Here is a 19,358-nt window from a genome sequence, read left to right on the forward strand (position 1 = left end):
AGCAATACATTATGCAACAATACCATCAGTTATTACAACATATATTGGACCATGGTATCAAAAAAGGAGATCGAACAGGAACTGGCACATTGAGTGTTTTTGGGTACCAAATGCGGTATGATTTGTCTAAAGGCTTTCCTTTGGTCACCACTAAAAAATGCCATACCCGTTCGATTTTCCATGAATTGCTTTGGTTCTTAGCTGGTGATACCAATATCCAATATCTCAAAGACAACAAAGTGTCTATTTGGGATGAGTGGGCCAATGAAAAAGGCGACCTGGGACCAGTTTATGGTTACCAATGGAGGCATTGGCCTGATGGTAAAGGAGGAGAGATTGACCAGATTAAAAATCTAATCGATCAAATCAAGAAAAACCCCAATTCAAGACGCCTTCTCGTTAGCGCTTGGAATGTAGCAGATGTAGATCAAATGGCTTTGCCTCCTTGCCATTTAATGTTCCAGTTTTATGTGGCTGATGGCAAATTGTCTTGTCAATTGTACCAACGCAGTGCAGATGTGTTTCTAGGGGTCCCCTTTAATATTGCTTCCTATGCGCTATTTTTAGCCATGGTAGCGCAAGTATGTGAGCTAGAACCAGGTGAATTTATTCATACCTTGGGAGACGCCCATCTTTACAATAACCATTTGGATCAAGCCAGGCTTCAACTAAGCAGAGAATGCAGACCTTTACCGCAACTAAAGTTAAACCCAGAGGTAAAGGACATCTTTTCATTTAAATATGAAGACATCGAACTGCTAAATTATGATCCTCATCCACGGATCAAAGCTGAGGTCTCAGTATAACTTGGATTATGCAAGTGGCTTCTTTACATAATAGAGAGGCTTTGCAAATTTTGGGGAATTGGGTAACCGTATAATTTGCTTAAAAAAGGAATCAGATTTCAAAAAGGGAAAGGAGTGCAGGTTCAGGGCTTGTGTCGAAAGTTTTACCATCGATATTAAGCAAGTAACTTATTCCCGTAACGTTGCTTACAAATACCTGGTCTGCATCCATTAAATCCTTTGCTGTGAAAATCCCAGCTTTGCAAGCGAAACCCTTGTTTTTGAGTTGCTCCAGGATTTGCTTTCGGGCAATACCTGCAATGCAATTTGTCTGTAAGGAGGGGGTAAAGTAATAGTTGTTTTTTACCCAGAAAATATTAGCACTGCCCCCTTCCGAAACATTGCCCTTGTCGTCTAAGAGGATTACATCATCCATGCCTCTATCCAGGCGTTCTATATTAGCCAATACATAGGTAAGTGCATTTAAGGTTTTTGTCCCTGCCCATGGAGAGGCATTGACTTGAATGGACTGGCTAATATAGGCATTGTTTTTAACTGCTGGTGAAGACTGAAAATCAGTAACCATCAAATGTTCAAAATGATTGTTTTCCATTGGACTGTATTTCCCAATACCCGATCTAAAGATGTTCCAGCGCACTCGCAAGGTAGCATTTTCACCATAGGTAATTTTGAGCAATTGTTTGACATCTTGAAGATCCGGAATGGACTCAATTCGTAATATATTGAGCCCCATGTTAACCCTTTCCTGGTGATCTTTATGAAATCTAAAATGTCCATTGGTGAACACCATGGTTTCAAATAAACCGTCTCCAAAAAGAAGTGCTCTGTTTAATGGTAATTCCCTAACCTCACTAAAGCTACTCGTTTTATTTTTGAAAAACTGTCTCATTTTTGTACAGTAATATGTCCATAATCGAACACTTATAATTTTAACTTAATATTTAAAATTAAAATTAATTAAATATACCCATTCATAGCTGGTTTTTAAAGAGAAAGGTTTAAACTTGAAAGTAAATGACTAACTAGCACTTGATTTGCATAATAAAAGCAGGTTTATTTAGGTTTCGAAAGGTCTCGATGAAAAACATAAACTTTTTAATTGGAAAATTGATAAAATACCAAAGTTCATGAGAAAGCATATTTTACTGCTATTGTTATTGGTTACTGGGCTCTTACCGGTTGCATTTTCCCAGGATAATTCGGGTAAATTGACTTTAGAGCAAAGTGTAGCAATAGCATTGGAAAATAATCTAAATTTAAAAAGGTCTGAAATGAACCTGATTAGTTCAGAAGCGACCCTAATGGAATCAAAGGGACAGATGTTGCCTTCATTTTCTATGGGTGCTAGTTCAGGTTTTCGCTGGGGTAGATCTATCAACCCAGTTACCAATGATTTTGAGAGTAGAAGAATTGGAAACGTTAATATTTCCGGCAATTCAAGTTTACCTATTTATTCTGGAGGCAGGGTGCGAAACAGCATACAACAATCCAAATTAAATGTGGAAGTTAGCCGGCTAAATGTAGAGACCACAAGGAATAATATCACTTTAAATGCGATCAATTTATTTATAAACATTGCCTTTTCCATGGAGCAATTGAACATTGCAAAGTCTCAATTAAAGACAAGCACGGATCAGTTGGCAAGAACAAAAAGCTTGGTAGCAGCAGGGGCTTTACCAAAAGCCGATCAGTTGGATTTGGAAGCCCAGAAAGCGACCAATGAGTTGGAAGTGATTAATGCTGAAAACAATTTAAGAATAGCGAAATTAAATTTGTCTCAGGCGCTTCAAATACCATTTGATGATTCATTTGGCATTATAATTCCTGAGGTAGGGATAGATGGATTAGAAATAGGTAGTGTTGGTGTAGGGGAAGTTTATTCAATTGCAGAAGGTAGATTACCTCAGATAAAGGCAGCTGAATTGGCCGTAAAAAGTGCAGAATATGGAGTTAGAATAGCTAAAGGGAGCTTTGCACCCAGTTTAAATCTTAGTGCCAATGTGTTTTCAAATTATGTTGATCAAAGTACGTTTATGACTCCAGATCCACTGTTACAACAATTTGAAAACAACCTATCTCAGTCTGCAAATATAGGTTTGAACATTCCTGTTTTCTCCAATTTCCGAAACAAGGCAAGTGTTCAAAGGGCAAGGGTACAGAAACGTTTGAGCGAAATTCAGGAAGTAGAAGCAAAGAATGTTTTGAGACAGGATATAGAATCAGCCTTCACCTCAGCGTCAGCGGCCGAACAATCTTACAGAAGTTCATTGATAAGGGTAGAGGCTCTTGGTGAATCCTTCAGAATGGCCCAACAGCGTTTTGAAGTTGGGGCAATCAATGCTGTTGATTTTCAAGTTGCACAAAATAATTTATTCAATGCAGAAGCAGATTTGGTCACCGCAAAGTACCAGTTTGTTTTTAGCGTTAAGGTTCTGGATTTTTATTTAGGGAATCCACTTACACTTTAATAGTTTAGAAAAATGGCCAAGAAAAAGTCAAATAAATTAATTTACATTTTATTGGGAGTAGTTGTTCTCTTAGTAATAGGGATGGTCGTTGGCAGGCAGGCAGGATGGATAGGAGGAGAGAAACCACTAGAGGTACAAATAGGTAAGGTAGATAAAAAAGACATCGTAGAAAAGGTAAGTGCTTCGGGTGTAGTTCAGCCTGAAATTGAAGTAAAAATGAGCCCGGATGTTGCAGGGGAAATTATAGAATTAAATGTAAATGAAGGGGATTCTGTAAAAATAGGTGATTTATTGGTTAAAATCAGACCTGATAATTTCATTTCAGCCCTTGATAGGGCACAGGCCAATTTAAACCAACAAATGGCAAATTTAGCCCAATCAAGGGCGAGTTTGAAACGTGCTGAAGCGCAATTTAATAGGTCGAAGCTCAATTATGACAGAAATCTCTCTTTGTACAATGACAAAGTTATTTCTGATGCTGATTTTGAACAAATAAAGGCGGATTTCCTTACTGGTGAGAATGACCTTGAAGCAGCCAAACAATCCGTCATTGCATCAGAGTTTATTGTAAAAAGTGCAAAAGCATCTGTGGATGAAGCGAGTGAAAACCTAAGGTTGACCAATGTTTATTCACCGACAGATGGGATTGTTTCTAACCTTCTTGTAGAAAAAGGAGAGCGAGTAGTAGGAACGGCTCAAATGGCTGGAACAGAAATGTTAAGGATTGCCGATTTGTCAAAAATGGAGGTGAGGGTAAATGTAAATGAGAATGATATCGTTCGAATAAGCATGGGAGATACCACTTTGATAGAAGTGGATTCTTATTCTTCTACTGGTAAAAAATTCACCGGAGTAGTTACAGCCATTGCCAATTCAGCCAATGAAAAAGTCAGCACTGATGCGGTTACAGAATTTGAAGTACGTATCCGGATTATAAATGATTCTTATAAAGACCTCGTCAGTAAAGGGAATCCATTTCCTTTCCGGCCAGGAATGACTGCCAGCGTGGAAATAATCACAGATAAAAAAGTAGGCATTTTGGCCATTCCACTTGCTGCTGTAACTGTTCGAACGGGTCAGGTTATTGAATCCGGTGATGGCAAGGGAAATATGAAGGAATTGGTGTTTTTGAAAAAAGGGGATAAGGCTGAAGTGCAGGAAGTAAAAACAGGGATTTCTGATTTTGAGAATATCGAAATTCTGGAGGGATTAGAAGAAGGGCAAGAAGTGATAACAGGTCCTTATTTTGTTGTCAGTACCCAACTTGAAAATGAAAAGGAAGTAACGATTGCAGTACCGGAAGGTCCTGACAATAAAAAATAATCCTTATTAACCAACAATATGCAATAGGAGAGATCCATTGCATATTGTTGGTTTGAGTTGAAGTTTAATACTTCTAAAAAAGCAGGTTTACATAAATTCTACCTGGAATTTTGTAAACCTGCTTTTTAGCTTTTGGATTTCTCCAATGCGCTTTCTATATCAAGAATAATGTCGTCTACATGTTCCAGTCCTACAGATAGCCTGACCAATCCATTTAAAATACCCACTTTTTCTCTTTCCTCTTGGGTAAGTTTGCTGTGTGTGGTAGAAGCAGGATGGGTGACAATGCTACGGGTATCTCCAAGGTTTGCAGTGACAGAGATCATCTGTAATTGATCAATAAACTTTTTAGCTCTGGCTAATCCCCCTTTTAAGGTTAAGGTGATAATTCCTCCGCCATGTTTCATTTGTTTTTTAGCGAGGTCGAATTGTGGATGGGAGGCTAAAAATGGATATTTCACCACTTCCACTTCTTTGTTTCCTTCAAAATACTGGGCGATTTTAAGCGCACTTTCACAATGTCTGTCCATTCTAACGGCCAAAGTCTCCATGCTCTTGGACAATATCCAGGCATTAAAAGGGGACAATGATGGTCCGGTATGTCGCATAAAAAACTGAACTTCGTCTATCAGCTCCTTTTTCCCTAAGATGAGCCCTCCTAAAACCCGTCCTTGTCCGTCAATGAATTTAGTAGCACTGTGGGTGACAATATGCGCTCCCCATTTTGCTGGCTGCTGAAGGTAAGGAGTAGCAAAGCAATTGTCCACAACCAGAACGAGGTTATGTGCATTTGCAAATTTTGCAATATATTCCAAATCAATAATTTCCAAACCCGGGTTGGATGGGGTTTCGATAAACAACATCTTAGTATTAGGTTGTACCAGTTGCTCCCACTGATCAATATCTGATATGTCACCGTAGGTATGCGAAATTCCCCACTTAGGAAATATGCGCGTTAAAAGTTGGTGCGTAGATCCGAACAATGACCTGGAGGCAAGAATATGGTCTCCCTGCCTTAACAATGATGCCATACTACCAAACATTGCAGCCATTCCAGAAGCAGTTGTAACACCACTTTCAGTGCCTTCTGCAGCACATACCTTTTCTATTAAATCACTGGTATTCGGATTGGCATACCTGGAATATATATTTCCTTCAATTTCATCTGCAAACATTTGCCTGGCTTGTTCTGCAGAATCAAATACGAAACTGGAACTAAGGTAAATAGGAGCGGAATGTTCTCTCTGATTTGAGGAAGAGGCAGCTATTCTTACTGCTTGTGTTTCAAAATTTTTATAATCCATAAAAGAAATTTTTCTTACCGTAGATACATGAATATAACCCATTCGGCGAAATAGCTGAATAGTGAAAATAAACGAGGTAGATAAAGAAGGAGAATGTAAGTGCTGTCATATTTTCTAATTTATCGTTCCCTATTTAATGGGCAGGTATTGGCACCTTTCCTTGGTTCGGAAGGTTGCCAGAGGTTCACAGAGCCTGATCTCTCGCCTCTTCTATATAAATCAGTTTCCTGAAATTCAATGCAAATAAAGGAATGACACGGCTATTTTCCAAATCTCACTTGTTTTTTATATTGGCTTACGAGACCTTTTGAAAGAATTGTATACTATTAACTGGAACAAATAGGCCGCCATTCTGTTTTATGTTTTTTTTACTTAAGCCTTTAAGGAATGAGAATGCTATAACGCCAGAAATAAATTTAGCCCGAATTAGGCAGTTGTTTACCTATTTCGGGCTAAATATAGCGGAGTAAACCATCTTGAGGTTAAATAAGAAAGTATTTCTTATTGACAATCAATTTATAGCATGCGATGTTTACGTTTGACTAATTTGACTTAATATTGGCAAGTGGTTTACAGAAACTTCTTGATCGTTTTGGCCCAAATGGCATAGCCTTTTGCATTCATATGGAGGTTGTCTTCAAGGAAGATGTCCTTCATAGGTTCTTTGTCCTTGTTAAGCATAGGCTTCCATAAATCTGCATATTTCAAGTATTTTTTACCCTTGGTTGATTTTTTTAGATTTTTGTTTAATTCAAGGTACTTATCAACTAATTCCCATCTGGAAACACTTGGTTTTGGGCTAATTAGTATAATTTCTGTGTCTGGTAGTGCCTGGTGAATTTTGCTAACGATAAGATCATAATTGGCCAAAATCTCTTCTGTAGATTTTCCTCCTGAGATATCATTGTCACCTTCATAAATAAACACCTTCGAAGGCTTATAATCTAATACCAATTCGTTTAAATAAAAAAGTAAATCAGCAGACTGAGAACCACCAAACCCAGCATTTATAACCTTGTGTTCTGGGAAATCTTCCTGAAGGCTTTTCCACATTCGAATAGTAGAACTACCAGTGAAAACTATCGTATTTAAATTGTTCTGGCTTGGATAATCTTTATTAATCTGTGCTACCTGGTTCTTAAATCTTGCAGGATCTTGTGCAAAAACCGACAAACCTATAAAAAGTAAAAGAGCTGTTAAAAGGAAATTATTTTTTTTCATAATCTTATATGGGTTTTGGGTTCCAAAATACTTTAATTATGTGAATTTTAAAATATTTTGATTGTATCATTATCGGACAATTGAACCGGACATTTTTCTGTTTTGTGCTTTTAAAAGGTTTTTTATTGTCATGAGTTGAAAAGACAATTGATAAAACACCAATATTTATCTAAAAATAATTTTTTAAAGTATTGATTGTCAAATAAATATAATAATTTTTTAAAAAGCCGTTTTAAATTTAAATGAAAGAAAATATTTGGCAGTGTCCTTGAAATGTATTTCGTTTAAAATCTAAAGAAGTACCAGCCTTTTATGAATAAATTAGAACGCTTTCTCGTATTTTGTTCTGGAGCATACCTTCCTTTGGTAAAGCGGTGCCCAGGTTCCATTCATCAGTTTATAGGAATAGGGGGGACTGTTCTATTTACGGCTGTGTTTGCTGGATTATCCGTAGGCTATGCCCTGTTTACCATTTTTGAATCCATTTTTGCCGTTTTTGCTGTTGGTATTGTATGGATGTTGATGATTTTTAACCTGGATAGGTATATCGTTTCAACACTTAAAAAGAGAGAAAAATTTCTTTCGGAGCTTAAACAGGCAATTCCCAGACTAATATTGGCAATATTGATTGCCTTAGTCATTGCAAAACCTTTAGAATTGAAAATATTTGAAAAAGAAATCAATCGGGAGCTGGACAGACAACGATTGTCAACTATAAGTGAAAGTAAAGATGAAATAAAAGCGGGTTACCCGGAGCTACTCAAGTTGGAAGAGGAAATAGAAGCTTTAAATGCTGAAATTAAAAGCAAAGAAGCCTTTAGAAATGAAAAGCAAGTAGAATACGACAATGAACGGTTTGGCGTGAAAACCGGCGAAACAACTGGTAGAGCAGGTATAGGAATCAATGCTGAGAAAAAAGAAACGCAACTGGACCAAGCCCAAAAGGACTTGGAATACACCCAAAACTTGAACCGGGAAAAGATTCAGGATAGAGTAGATCAAATCAACCAACTCAACGAAAAAATGGCTGCTGAACTGGATTATCAAATGGTATCGGTGACTTCAAATAATGGGCTGGCGGCAAGGATCCAGGCATTGGATACACTCACCAACGCAAACACCGCAGTATATTGGGCCAACCTCTTAATTATGGCCTTGTTTATTATGATAGAAATGGCGCCAATATTGGTCAAGCTTTTGGCAAAAAGAGGTCCGTATGATCACTTATTGGATTTGTATGAAGCTGGTATAGTATTATCAGCAGATGAACTTTGGTACAAAAAGAAAAGCGAAAGTGAATTAAGAAAAGAGGTATTTGATGAAATCCATCCAGAAAGAAAAGTCGCGCGAAGAAATTTTGATTTGGGCTTATTCCAGAACAAATGATTTGCTTCTCCTTTAGGCAATAGATTCAATGCTGTGATTTATAAATAGTTTATCCATTCTTTAAAAATTTTTAGTCGAGGGGATTGATTTTTCTATAATTTTCACCAATTTCAACTTGACCCAAATTTCACTAAAGATGAATTTTTATAAATCACTGATTTTTAGCTGTTTTCTTATTCTTGGCTTTTCTTGCAAGGAGCAATCAAAAGAAGAGGTTAAAATTGAAAAGCCCTCTGTTGCACCAAATGTGGTTTTTGTTTTGGCAGATCAGTGGCGGGCACAATCAATTGGTTATCTAGGCAACGAGGATGTAATCACCCCAAACCTGGACAGCCTTGCCCAGCAGAGTGCTGTGTTTCACAACGCTGTAACTGTGATGGCAGTGTGCGCACCATGGAGAGGAAGTTTTATTTCTGGCCAGTATCCTTTGACCCATGGGGTTTTTTATAATGACAAACCTTTTCCTACTGAGGCCACGACGATCGCCAAAATATATAAAAAGGCAGGGTACCAAACAGGGTATATTGGGAAATGGCATTTAAACGGGCATGCGCGTGGAGAGGAACATTTTAGTTCAAGAAATAAACCTGTACCAAAAGAAAGAAGACAAGGTTTCGATTATTGGAAAGTTAGGGAAGTTACCCATAATTATAACGACTCTTTTTATTTTGATGAGGAGAATGAAAAGCAATATTGGGAAGGGTATGATGCATTTTCTCAAACAGATAGTGCCATAAGTTATATTAACAAAAACAAGGACAATCCTTTCTTATTGGTGTTGTCTTGGGGGCCGCCACACGACCCATACCATACTGCACCAGAAGAATATAAAGAGATGTATGATGCTTCAAAAATACAGGTAAGACCTAATGTTCCTGAAGATTTTGAAGACAGTGCAAGAAATGTTATGGCCAATTATTATGCTCATTGTACTGCCTTGGATCACTCGGTTGGTGAATTGTTAGCTGCAATTGATGAAGCAGGAATTGCAGACAATACAATTTTTGTTTTTACCTCTGAGCATGGAGATATGCTAATGTCAAAAGGAGTGTTAAAGAAACAACGTCCCTGGGATGAATCCATAAAAGTGCCTTTACTTATTAGGTATCCTGACAAATTGGGTAAAAGGGCACATCAGATTTACGACCCTATCAATACGCCTGACCTTTTGCCCACTTTATTAGGCTTAAGTGATCTGGAAATACCTAATTCTATCGAAGGAGCGGACTTTTCAAAAGCCCTTATCGATGGAGATGAATTGGGAAATGAAGCTGCCTTGATCATGCTTCCTGTACCTTTTCATGAGTGGCAGTTCATGAATGGCGGGAGGGAATTCAGAGGTGTCAGGACTAAAAAATATACCTATGTTAAAGATTTGTTGGGACCATGGTTATTGTATGACAATGAACAGGATCCTTACCAAATGCACAACCTGGTGGACATGCCCCAATTTGGCCAATTAAAAAATCACCTTGATGGTGTTTTAAATGCAAAACTAAAGGCCACTAACGATGAGTTTCTTCCTGCTGACGAATACATGACGAAATGGAATTATTTGTACGATAGAAAGGATAGCTTAAGAATGGAAAACTATCTTGAACTCAACAGGTGAAAATAGGGTAAGCTAAGCAAAAATAACTAATCCATTTCCATAGAAAACTGGGCAGTTTTCAAGGCATTGTTTAGACTGTTCTGGTATTGAATTCTCAAAACATACTTTCCCTTAAGCAGGGAGGATTTAAAAGAAAACGTGAGATTGCCATTTTCATCTGTTTCTTTGTTCGTTTGCCAAGTCAAAGTGCTTCTGAAATCAGGGAAATGGTTATTGTCTTTTCCAAACGCCGAAGTAGAATGAAATTGATAGGGTTTTTGAATGCCATTATAGGTTATAAACAAGGCATTTTTAGGCAAATCAAAACCTCCAAAATCATTTTTAAATGAGGTGAGGTTGACCATCCCAGTAAATTTTTGATCATTGATGTAAAAATACCGGTTGATAATGTCCATGCTTTCTATGCCTTTTGGATTAAAATTAGCAAAAGCTTCACTATCAAAGACTGGCATTCCATCAATGACTAATAAGGGGCTTTCTTTGAACACTAGGTTGTAAGGGATATTGAAATTTTTAAATATGGTTTTACGATTTTGACTTCGCACCAATACCATAGGTACATATTCTCTAATGGTGGTGGCCATATCTACAAATCGATTATAATCATCTAACGCATAGCTATAATCCGTAATGTATTGGAAAGGCAAAGGTGTTTCAGGAATTTCTATTGGTCCAAGATAGTATTGATGACTTGCCCTTGCCAAAATCTTTTCCTTAATAAATTCCTCGTTGCTTTGACTTAAATTTAAAACAGGTAGTTGAAAATTTCCCTCAGGAACCTTTTCCCAAAAAGGAGAAGTAAGGATGAAGTTCACTTGCTGCCCTGTTTGAGCAGATTGGATGATAGCGTAATCATAATAAGAGAAATTACCGGTGTCAAAATATAGCTCTCCTTTATCATTGGGTTTATCGATAAACATATGGGATTGACTACCATGAACGGTAAGATAAAATACTTCAGCAGTATCGATTACGCTGTCGAGCAATTTCCCTTTAATAATATGCCCATACAGTTCTGGTACCAAAGTGGGGCTGGAACTATTGTTTTCAGGATACATCTCTGGGTAATTTAAAGCCATTTTAAGATTGTCAAATGGCGTAGTTTTATTTACTACCACAGAGATATCCGTTGCTTTAGCTAATGGAATTGACACTTCTATAAGACTGTCCTTGCGAGCTATAAATTTGGTTTCGAGTGGCATTACGGAACCGCCTTCCGCCAAGGCTAGTGTAGGTGTAATTATAGGAGGAATTTTTGGGTTGATAACTGTAACCAAAGATTGAAAAACCCCTTTTTTCCCTGAAATATAAGGGCTAATTCTAGTATAGACTCTTAAAAGATAATGATCTGAAGGCAAATCGGAAGGAAGCATCAGATAGGAATTGACTTCGCCTTTTTCAAGTCCAGCGAGATCCTTTACCACTGATATCCCATTTCGGTCCAATAACTCCATATATATGACTTTAGATGGACTTGGTTCGCCACCTGAAGTTACAGAAACATTCATCCATAAGTATTCCTCCGTTAGGGATACGGGATTAACAACTTGAACGATTATTTCTTCATCGGGAAGTTGCTTGCTACTTTGCGCTATTACTTGATAACTGCCAAGGAACCAAAGACCCAGAATAAACAAAGTCAAGGTTACAAAATTAATTTTTAACTGCTTACTCATCCTTCCAATATTCTGGTTTTTCAAGAACTCCTCCTCGAAGTCTACAATCTGTACATCCTTCTGTGGAAGCAAAATAACCTCCGCAAGGTAAATCATCACAATATTCAAACAAGGGTATAAAATTCAATAAACCAAAGATCTCTTCATAATCTGGTGGTGCGATAGTATCTATAATACAGCCATAATAATCCTTTAATGAAGTTCGCCAGGGGACAACTTCATTTGTGTTGATATATAGGATTCTTTCATTCGATTTTCCGGCAGAAATATAGCCAATAACAGATTCTTCTGGATCTTCTGTAGAATGAATATTACTTGTCACAGCGGAGGGTAAAGGGCTGAAAATATCGCCAATATCATCCGAATTTCTTCTTATTCCTTCCCAGAAAATATATGCTTCTCGATCTATGGCATATTGCCGTGCTTTTATGCGATAACGGATACCTAACTTCTCAGATAGACTGTCGATTGTTAGCAATTCTTTTTGAAATATTCTATTGTTTTCAAACCGAGATGATGCCTCCAGGATTACCCTTCTGGATTGATCAAAATTATAACACCTGTTGGTCAATTGATCTAATGGAATATCGACCATCTGCTTTGTAACCTTGTCATAATTAAAGAATGAAGTGTGTGGCGTTCGGTACATCCAGGTTTCTTCATATTGCCATAAAAAAAACTCTGCCTCATCATTTCCTGTGGTGTTACTGTATATCTGCACATTGCCGTCCTGTTTGGTAAATGTGATGTCAAATTCTGGACTTACAATAGGCATAATTTTATCTGAAACATAACTTTGGCCATTGCTCAAGTCAATGGTAAGTGTATATGCTTCCTCTTCAGGTAGAAAAGCATCTGTTTCATAGGCTCCTGAACTATTCGTATTTAACTCCCAACTGTCACCGTTCTCTCCAAAAATGGTAATGATTGCTCCAGGTACAGGGAAATTTGGGATATCTGTATAAAGTGGAGAAGCCATGCTAAGCTTAATACTAGTGGTACCACCGCCCACTTCTATAAATCCTTCTACCACCAAAATACTCTCGTTAAGGTCTTTGAGCTCGGGAGAAAAAGGTTCTCGGCAACCAAAGAATAATACAAGAATACCTAGAATTACAGGAAGGTGTTTTATTTTGAATACAGCATCCATCAAAATCTGAAGTTATAGGTGATAAAAGGAATAGGTCTTGCAAAAATAGAAAGCTTATAGCCCTGAATTGATCCATTTTCTGGTGAAAAGTATACGGAATAAGGATTAGCTCTACCGAGTACATTGTATATACCTAATGACCAGGAGGCATGCGCAAGCTTTTTGACTTTATGATTTCCCTCAATATTGAAAGAGATGTCTACCCTGAAGTAATCTGGAATCCGGTAGTCATTTCGATCGGAATAGAAAACCCTTTCCGATCCATTGTAATAGAACTTGGCTATTGGAAGTGTTATTGGTCTCCCTGTGCTGTAATTGGCATTAACCGAGGTGTTAATTCGCTTTGTAAATTCAAAATTACCTGCCAGCATAATGTCATGTGGTTGATCGAAATTACTTGGGTATAATTTACCTTTGTTAACTTTCTCACCCAATTCATCCGGATTGGTCCTTAACAATGACCGCGAGTAAGTATAACTTACCCATCCGTTTACTTTTCCTTCGGTTTTTTTCGCCATTAACTCGATGCCGTAGGCCTTACCCTGTGTATTGAGTACATCTTGTTCAATATTGTCATTTAAAATTAAAGATGCACCGCTCCTAAAATCCACCAAATTCTTCATTTTTCTATAATAGACTTCTATGGAGGTTTCTATTATGTTTGATTGGTAATTTTTAAAGAACCCAATGGCCCATTGTTGTCCCATTTGGGGTGCTAAATGTGGGTCGCTTAACTTCCAGGTATCGGTAGGGGCGATGGCTGAAGTATTTGTGAGCATGTGTAAGTGTTGCCTCATGCTATTGTATCCCGCTTTTATGGAAGTGAAGTTATCCAAAGCATATCGTGCAGAGAATCTAACTTCCGGACCCTGATAGGTATTTATAAGGTCTCCTGATGCATAGGTTTTTTCTCCTGTTTTGGTATCCTCTGTTTTTATGGAATTTGCCGGGTATTCATTGACCGTGTTTGGCCCCAGGTAATTATAAACCACATACCGTAATCCATAACTGAACATTAGTTTTGGGTTGAATTCATAATCATCTCCTAGAAAAAAGGATGTTTCCAGGGCATTTTCCCGAGTTACGCGTTCATTTAAAAGTATGGATTCACTTCCTTGGGGTACTTGTTTACCAGGGTTGAGGTTGTAATAAATAGCATTCATACCAAAACTCAATTGGTGTTTGTCATTTAAATCATAGGTAAAATGATTTTTCCAACTGCTTTGATCCATTCCAAATCCAAAAGTAAAGGCATTTAAAGGGTCTTGTTGGCTCTGAATTTCAAAAGTATATTGATCATGCCCCAAATGAAATTTTCCTTCAAGTCGGTCGCTGAAGTAATGGGTCCAGGTGGAACTTAAGTTTAAGTTCTGGTAATTAAATACGGTGTCTCTATCAAAACGAAAAGAATCCTTGCTCCAATAGGTAGAGATGGTTAGCTCATTGTTTTCGTTTATTTGATGCTTCATGTTGAGATTCAAATCATGGAAAGATGCCCTACTATCTCGGAATTCAGAATCCTCATCCAAAAAACCAAATAACCAGTTAGAGTAGGTGCTTCTTCCTCCGACAGCAAAAGTAGTTTTGTCTGAAATCGGCCCCTCCAGGTACAGCCGACTTGTCATCAGGCCTATACCCCCTCCACCTTTGATCTCTTCTGTTGAACCATACTTACTCTTGATGTCCAATACGGAAGATAATCTTCCGCCAAACTGAACAGGAACGCCAGCTTTATACAAATCTACACTCTCAATCATATCAGGGTTAAAGGCGGAAAAAAGCCCAAAAAGATGTGTAGGGTTATATATGGTAGCTCCATTAAATAAAATCAGGTTCTGATCTGCCGCTCCGCCTCTTACATTAAAGCCAGCACTGGCTTCCCCTACCGTCTTCACCCCCGGAAGGGTCAATATGGCCCGGAGGACATCCACTTCGCCTAATACCGAAGGCAATTTTTTCAAGGACTGTACAGTGATGGATGCCAAACCCATTTCAGGACGTTCTATATTGGCGGATTTTTCTGAGGTTACCGTAACTTCAGTTAGGGAAATGATGTTATCGTCCATTTCCACATTTAATTGCCCATCACCAAGAAGATTCACTTGCCTTTGTTCCTGATAAGCACCAAAGTTTTGGAAAATCAAGGTATGTCGGCCCTTAGGTAGGGTAATGGTGTAATTTCCATTTTCATCTGATATGGATTTTGCATTTTGTCCAGTGGTATATATCAGTGCTCCTATAATAGGTTCTTCTGATTCAGCGCTGGTGATTTTGCCCTTCAAAATAGCATCCCTCGCTCCCGGAGAAGCATTATTGTTTCCTATTTCCCAAAGCCTGTTTTTGGCGAATGTTCTATCTTCTGTTTCCTGTTGACTGTTTGCCAGCAGGTTTAAATCTTTTTCTGGTTTTTGAATTGCAAAGAAGCCCGCTGGGAGTCGCATATCCAAAGCTGATCCTTTACTTATGAAAATCCTCTTTTCATTATCGATAGCATAAAAGAGTCCTGTGGATTTAAATACTTCATCTAGAATGTCCTCGATAGGACTATCATATGCATTGATATTAATGGTTAGCGTGTCTACATCAGCATGCTTGAAGAACAATTGATAATCAGATTTACCCTCGATCATTTGGGCAAATTGATTAAAGGAAATACCAGAAAAAATTCCTGAAATACGGTCCTGATCTGGTGTTTGAGCAACAGAAAGCTGCACGAGCATTATCAGAAACAAACTACTTAGCTTTAATAAATTCTTAATCATGGTTGGACATTATTAGCCATATTCACCAAAGTCCTCAAATAGGCTTCTTTGTTTTTTTTATACCTTAAGCCAGCTCTTTTGAGTTCTTGTTTTGCTGGTTTTTTGGAAATCCCCAAGGTTTCAAAAAGGTTTCTTCTACCTGGGACAGGTACCAAGGCACCTTCTAGTTCGAAAAAATACCTAATCACTTCATCGTAGCTTCTTAAAAGTTCTATAGTAGAAGATTCTTGTTTTTTTTGTTTCCTGTGTTTTGCATATAGGCCAGTTTTTCCAGTTACAATTTCTCGATAAAAACCATTAGCATGAAATAGGAAACCATCAGGCTTCTCTTTTTTGACAAATGTGGAACCATCAATTAATTGAAAGCGGTCTATTTTTAGATGATTTAAGATCATCCTTTGGTTAAAAACGGATGAAAATGAAATGACCCAGTCTTCCCATATGTCATATTGAAGTGGCACTTTCTCAAAGTAGAAATCTCCAATTACTAAAGAACCAAAATCGATTTTAGAAGACAAATAAAATGGATGTCCATCTAAAGATCTGTTTTCCTCAACATAATGCGTGCCGGTATTTATTTCAGGAAAATACTGTATGATCTCTTCATACTTTTCTGCATACTGTTTTGAAGGTACGTCTTGAGCCTTTCCTTGAAAGGGTCCTATCAAAACAATTGCTACAAATAGAATTTTGAGCATATTAAATAGCAAATCTATTAGATCGATAATTGTAAACTAAAACATCTGAAATATAGAACATTTTATAATAGAATAAACAAGTGTCTTTGGTATTACTGAAAAAAAAATGAGTTAAACGGAAAAGGAGAAGATGCATTTACCAATAACCCCATTGCGGATTCATTGGAGCAATGGGATAGGAGAACCAAATGCAAAAAAAATGACTTGATTGTTGTTTTGGAGCATCACTTTAAAAATGAAGATTTTTCAATTAAGGGAATGGGCTGCCTGGGACAAAGGTTTAACAAATCCTTTATGGCTACCAAGCTTAAGTCTAAATGGAAGGCGCATGATTTCATTTTGAAGGCTTGATTCAAAATGAATTTTCCTCTGAAGTTTTGTCCATTGATAAAAAGATCTTTTAGAGTTGAATTTAAAAAAGTAATAAAAAGCTACCGCCCTGCAATATTGAGGAGAATTGTCAGCTAATTATTTTCTTAGGAGCTCATCAAAAAACAAAAAGTGATAGGGCAGTGCATTGGTCCAGTAATCCCAGTTATGAGAGCCTGGTCTTTCAATATAATCATGTGCGACACCCGCCTTTAGGAGGAGCTGATGCATTTGCCTGTTAGTGTTCAATAGGAAGTCTTCTGTACCACAGTCGATTATCATATTCACACCATTTTCCTCCATATTTTCAATTAAACCTACAGCAGTATACGTACTAAAAGGAGCATCATAAACGATAGCTCCTAGCATTTCCTTTTGCTGCTTAATTCTTAACTCTTTTCTATTTTCATCAATATCCCATTCCCTGGTGTCGATATTCATTACGCCACTCATGCTTCCTGCTGCGAAAAATAATTCAGGATGTTTTGCACTTAACATCAATGCGCCATGTCCTCCCATAGAAAGACCAGTAATTGCCCTTCCGGATTTATTGGCAATGGTTCTGTATTTTTGATCGATCTCTTTAATTAGGTCAATTGTAATGTAGGATTCATAGCGAACAGAGTCGAGCACCGGGCTGTCATAATAATAGCTGTATGGCCCCACTTCCGGCGTTACAATAAGAAAATCATAGGTATTGGCCAATTCAGACAAAAGTCCTGGTCTTTTACCATTTTTATGCCAATTGCTGTAATTCCCCCCTGCTCCATGTAAAAGGTATACCACAGGATAATTGCTATCATTCTTATCATAAGAATCTGGAAAAGTGATGGCATAGCGCATTTCCTTTTTGAGACTTTGGCTGAAGTGTCTCACAGTGTCTACCTGCGCATAGGAAGTATTGACAATTACGAACAGAAGTGATAGTATCACGTTTGTTTTGATAGAAAATCCCATTGTAAGTAAGTTAAGATTTTATATTTTCTTTTGTGGCTTAACAATTATCGTAAAATGGGGAATTATCCCCAAAGATCCACTATAAATATCCAATGCACACCTAAATGGCTTTGTCAACGAGCCATTATGGGAAAGCGTAGGCTTTGCTAAAAACCTGCTTTATTAGCAGTTAAAGCCATTCATTTTCAAATGCTAAACTTAAGGTAATTTCTCATTCCACAATAGACTACTGTCCCCATAGCTTAAGAATCTGTATTTATTAGCTATTGCTTCCTCGTAAATTTCCTTCCAATTCCCATGTGTAAAAGCTGCCACCAACAGGATTAATGTAGAGCCTGGCTGATGAAAATTGGTTACCAGACCATTACAGAGTCGAAATTTATACCCTGGGAAAATAAAAATTTCAGTGGTGCCAGTCAGTTGATCCAATTCGTTTTGTTCCATCCAATTAAGAATGGCATTTAAGCTTTCAATTTTCCCTGGTAGACTGGGGTATTCCTGGTACGGGTCTAGTTTTTCTATGTGAAATAGCTCAGATTTCCCATTTAATAAATTAACACCAAACCAATAAAGGCTTTCTAAGGAACGCATGGAGGTAGTTCCCACAGCAATAATATTACCCTTTGCAGCTATTAAATTTAGGATATTTTGTTTTGAGAAAACCATTTGTTCACTGTGCATTGGATGTTCGATGACATTGTCATGTTTAATGGGCTGAAAAGTGCCTGCTCCTGTATGCAATGTAAGGTATTCAATAGAAATCCCATTTGATTTTAAATCATCGAGGGTTTTATCGGTAAAATGGAGGCCGGCTGTGGGCGCCGCCACAGCACCTTCTTTGTCGGAGTAAACCGTCTGGTAGCGCAGTTTATCGTCTTCTTCGGCCGCTCTGTTCAGATAGGGAGGAAGCGGGACCTCTCCGCTTGCCTCTACAATTGCGGCAAAAGATTTATCGTTGGGACTCCAGCTTAGTTCAACTTCCCTGTTTTCTCGATTGATTAATTTCGCATGAATATTATAGGTGACTTCTTCTATATCGATCTGGCAAGAAAGCTGTTCGTTTTCTTTCCATCTTTTAAGATTCCCGATCATGCACTTCCATGTTACTGGTCCAGTGCTTTCCATGCATTGTTGAATAATAGAAGATGGAAGGAGTGGATTTAATAAAAAGATTTCAATTTTCGCACCAGTTAATTTTTGAAAATGAAGCCTGGCTGGAATTACTTTTGTATTGTTGAAAACAAGGTGACTGTTTTTAGGTATTAAACCTGCAATACCCGAAAATTTCTCATGACGGATAGTGCTATTTTCATAATGCAATAATTTGGACTTATCTCTGAGTTCAAGGGGGTATTTGGCGATGAATTCATCTGGTAATTCGTAGAAATAATCCTGAAGCTTTGGAGCACTTTTAATGCGCATATTTTTAATAATTCTCGATATTGAACATTTTTTTCAAATCCGATGCAAATATAGCCCTTTACATCCAATTGCAGGAGATTATGCCATGTTTCTATGGAGACCTTGACCATTTGAATAATAACTGGGACAATTATCCTTATTCGGCCATCTTTAACTTTTATGGTTTGGAAGAAAATGGTCATATTTGACTATAACGAAAAATAA

15 protein-coding genes and 1 riboswitch are annotated in these 19,358 nt (G+C 37.7%); of the genes, 6 read left to right on the forward strand and 9 right to left on the reverse strand.

The genetic code is table 11. The features are described from left to right. The first annotated feature begins 11 nt into the window (after window positions 1-11). Window positions 12-806 (forward strand): thymidylate synthase, encoded by a 795-nt coding sequence (locus AC0L7T_RS11380; protein WP_473342757.1) that lies wholly within the window; start codon window positions 12-14, stop codon window positions 804-806. A 91-nt stretch (window positions 807-897) separates the two neighbouring features. Here AC0L7T_RS11380 and AC0L7T_RS11385 read toward each other — a convergent pair whose 3' ends face one another. Continuing rightward, window positions 898-1,695, reverse strand: coding sequence for an aminotransferase class IV (locus AC0L7T_RS11385; RefSeq protein ID WP_473342758.1), 798 nt, complete (start codon window positions 1,693-1,695; stop codon window positions 898-900). A 238-nt stretch (window positions 1,696-1,933) separates the two neighbouring features. On the opposite strand from AC0L7T_RS11385, the gene AC0L7T_RS11390 reads away from it, so the two are divergent. Beyond that, window positions 1,934-3,274 carry a TolC family protein gene (locus AC0L7T_RS11390; protein WP_473342759.1) on the forward strand — a complete coding sequence of 447 codons (1,341 nt, stop codon included), beginning with the start codon at window positions 1,934-1,936 and terminating at the stop codon, window positions 3,272-3,274. A 12-nt stretch (window positions 3,275-3,286) separates the two neighbouring features. Then, a complete protein-coding gene (locus tag AC0L7T_RS11395) occupies window positions 3,287-4,597 on the forward strand; it encodes an efflux RND transporter periplasmic adaptor subunit (protein WP_473342760.1) in 1,311 nt (436 codons plus the stop codon). Between the two features lie 125 nt (window positions 4,598-4,722). Here the strand turns inward: AC0L7T_RS11395 and AC0L7T_RS11400 are convergent, their stop codons facing one another. Both AC0L7T_RS11400 and AC0L7T_RS11405 read right to left on the reverse strand, forming a co-directional pair. Further along, window positions 4,723-5,901, reverse strand: a complete 1,179-nt coding sequence (locus AC0L7T_RS11400) for an O-succinylhomoserine sulfhydrylase (protein WP_473342761.1) — start codon at window positions 5,899-5,901, stop codon at window positions 4,723-4,725. Between the two features lie 116 nt (window positions 5,902-6,017). Continuing rightward, a riboswitch (SAM riboswitch) is annotated at window positions 6,018-6,122 on the reverse strand. 349 nt (window positions 6,123-6,471) lie between these two features. Beyond that, on the reverse strand, window positions 6,472-7,122 hold the full coding sequence (locus tag AC0L7T_RS11405; RefSeq protein ID WP_473342762.1) for an SGNH/GDSL hydrolase family protein: 651 nt from the start codon (window positions 7,120-7,122) through the stop codon (window positions 6,472-6,474). Between the two features lie 312 nt (window positions 7,123-7,434). Here AC0L7T_RS11405 and AC0L7T_RS11410 point away from each other — a divergent pair, with 312 nt between their 5' ends. Both AC0L7T_RS11410 and AC0L7T_RS11415 read left to right on the forward strand, forming a co-directional pair. Next, window positions 7,435-8,508: a DUF4407 domain-containing protein gene (locus AC0L7T_RS11410; protein WP_473342763.1), complete on the forward strand. Its 1,074-nt coding sequence runs from the start codon at window positions 7,435-7,437 to the stop codon at window positions 8,506-8,508. A gap of 136 nt (window positions 8,509-8,644) precedes the next feature. Further along, window positions 8,645-10,120, forward strand: coding sequence for a sulfatase family protein (locus AC0L7T_RS11415; protein WP_473342764.1), 1,476 nt, complete (start codon window positions 8,645-8,647; stop codon window positions 10,118-10,120). Window positions 10,121-10,146: 26 nt separating this feature from the next. On the opposite strand, the gene AC0L7T_RS11420 is transcribed toward AC0L7T_RS11415, so the two are convergent. The 6 genes from AC0L7T_RS11420 to AC0L7T_RS11445 form a co-directional block, all read right to left on the reverse strand. Next, complete coding sequence (locus tag AC0L7T_RS11420) at window positions 10,147-11,796, reverse strand: hypothetical protein (protein ID WP_473342765.1); 1,650 nt, start codon at window positions 11,794-11,796, stop codon at window positions 10,147-10,149. Further along, window positions 11,789-12,946 carry a DUF4249 domain-containing protein gene (locus AC0L7T_RS11425; RefSeq protein WP_473342766.1) on the reverse strand — a complete coding sequence of 386 codons (1,158 nt, stop codon included), beginning with the start codon at window positions 12,944-12,946 and terminating at the stop codon, window positions 11,789-11,791. The genes AC0L7T_RS11420 and AC0L7T_RS11425 overlap by 8 nt, the downstream gene beginning before the upstream one ends. Next, window positions 12,946-15,708 (reverse strand): carboxypeptidase-like regulatory domain-containing protein, encoded by a 2,763-nt coding sequence (locus tag AC0L7T_RS11430; protein ID WP_473342767.1) that lies wholly within the window; start codon window positions 15,706-15,708, stop codon window positions 12,946-12,948. The genes AC0L7T_RS11425 and AC0L7T_RS11430 overlap by 1 nt, the downstream gene beginning before the upstream one ends. Then, entirely contained in the window at window positions 15,705-16,406 is a 702-nt protein-coding gene (locus AC0L7T_RS11435; RefSeq protein ID WP_473342768.1) for a hypothetical protein, read from the reverse strand. Before AC0L7T_RS11435 ends, AC0L7T_RS11430 begins: the two co-directional genes overlap by 4 nt. A gap of 468 nt (window positions 16,407-16,874) precedes the next feature. Then, window positions 16,875-17,732: an alpha/beta hydrolase gene (locus AC0L7T_RS11440; RefSeq protein WP_473342769.1), complete on the reverse strand. Its 858-nt coding sequence runs from the start codon at window positions 17,730-17,732 to the stop codon at window positions 16,875-16,877. Between the two features lie 198 nt (window positions 17,733-17,930). Further along, a complete protein-coding gene (locus AC0L7T_RS11445; RefSeq protein WP_473342770.1) occupies window positions 17,931-19,154 on the reverse strand; it encodes an S-adenosylmethionine:tRNA ribosyltransferase-isomerase in 1,224 nt (407 codons plus the stop codon). A 20-nt stretch (window positions 19,155-19,174) separates the two neighbouring features. Between AC0L7T_RS11445 and AC0L7T_RS11450 the strand changes: the two genes are divergently transcribed. Beyond that, window positions 19,175-19,342 (forward strand): hypothetical protein, encoded by a 168-nt coding sequence (locus tag AC0L7T_RS11450; protein ID WP_473342771.1) that lies wholly within the window; start codon window positions 19,175-19,177, stop codon window positions 19,340-19,342. The last annotated feature ends 16 nt before the right edge of the window (window positions 19,343-19,358 follow it).

Source organism: Cyclobacterium sp. 10D3-21, assembly GCF_055809755.1.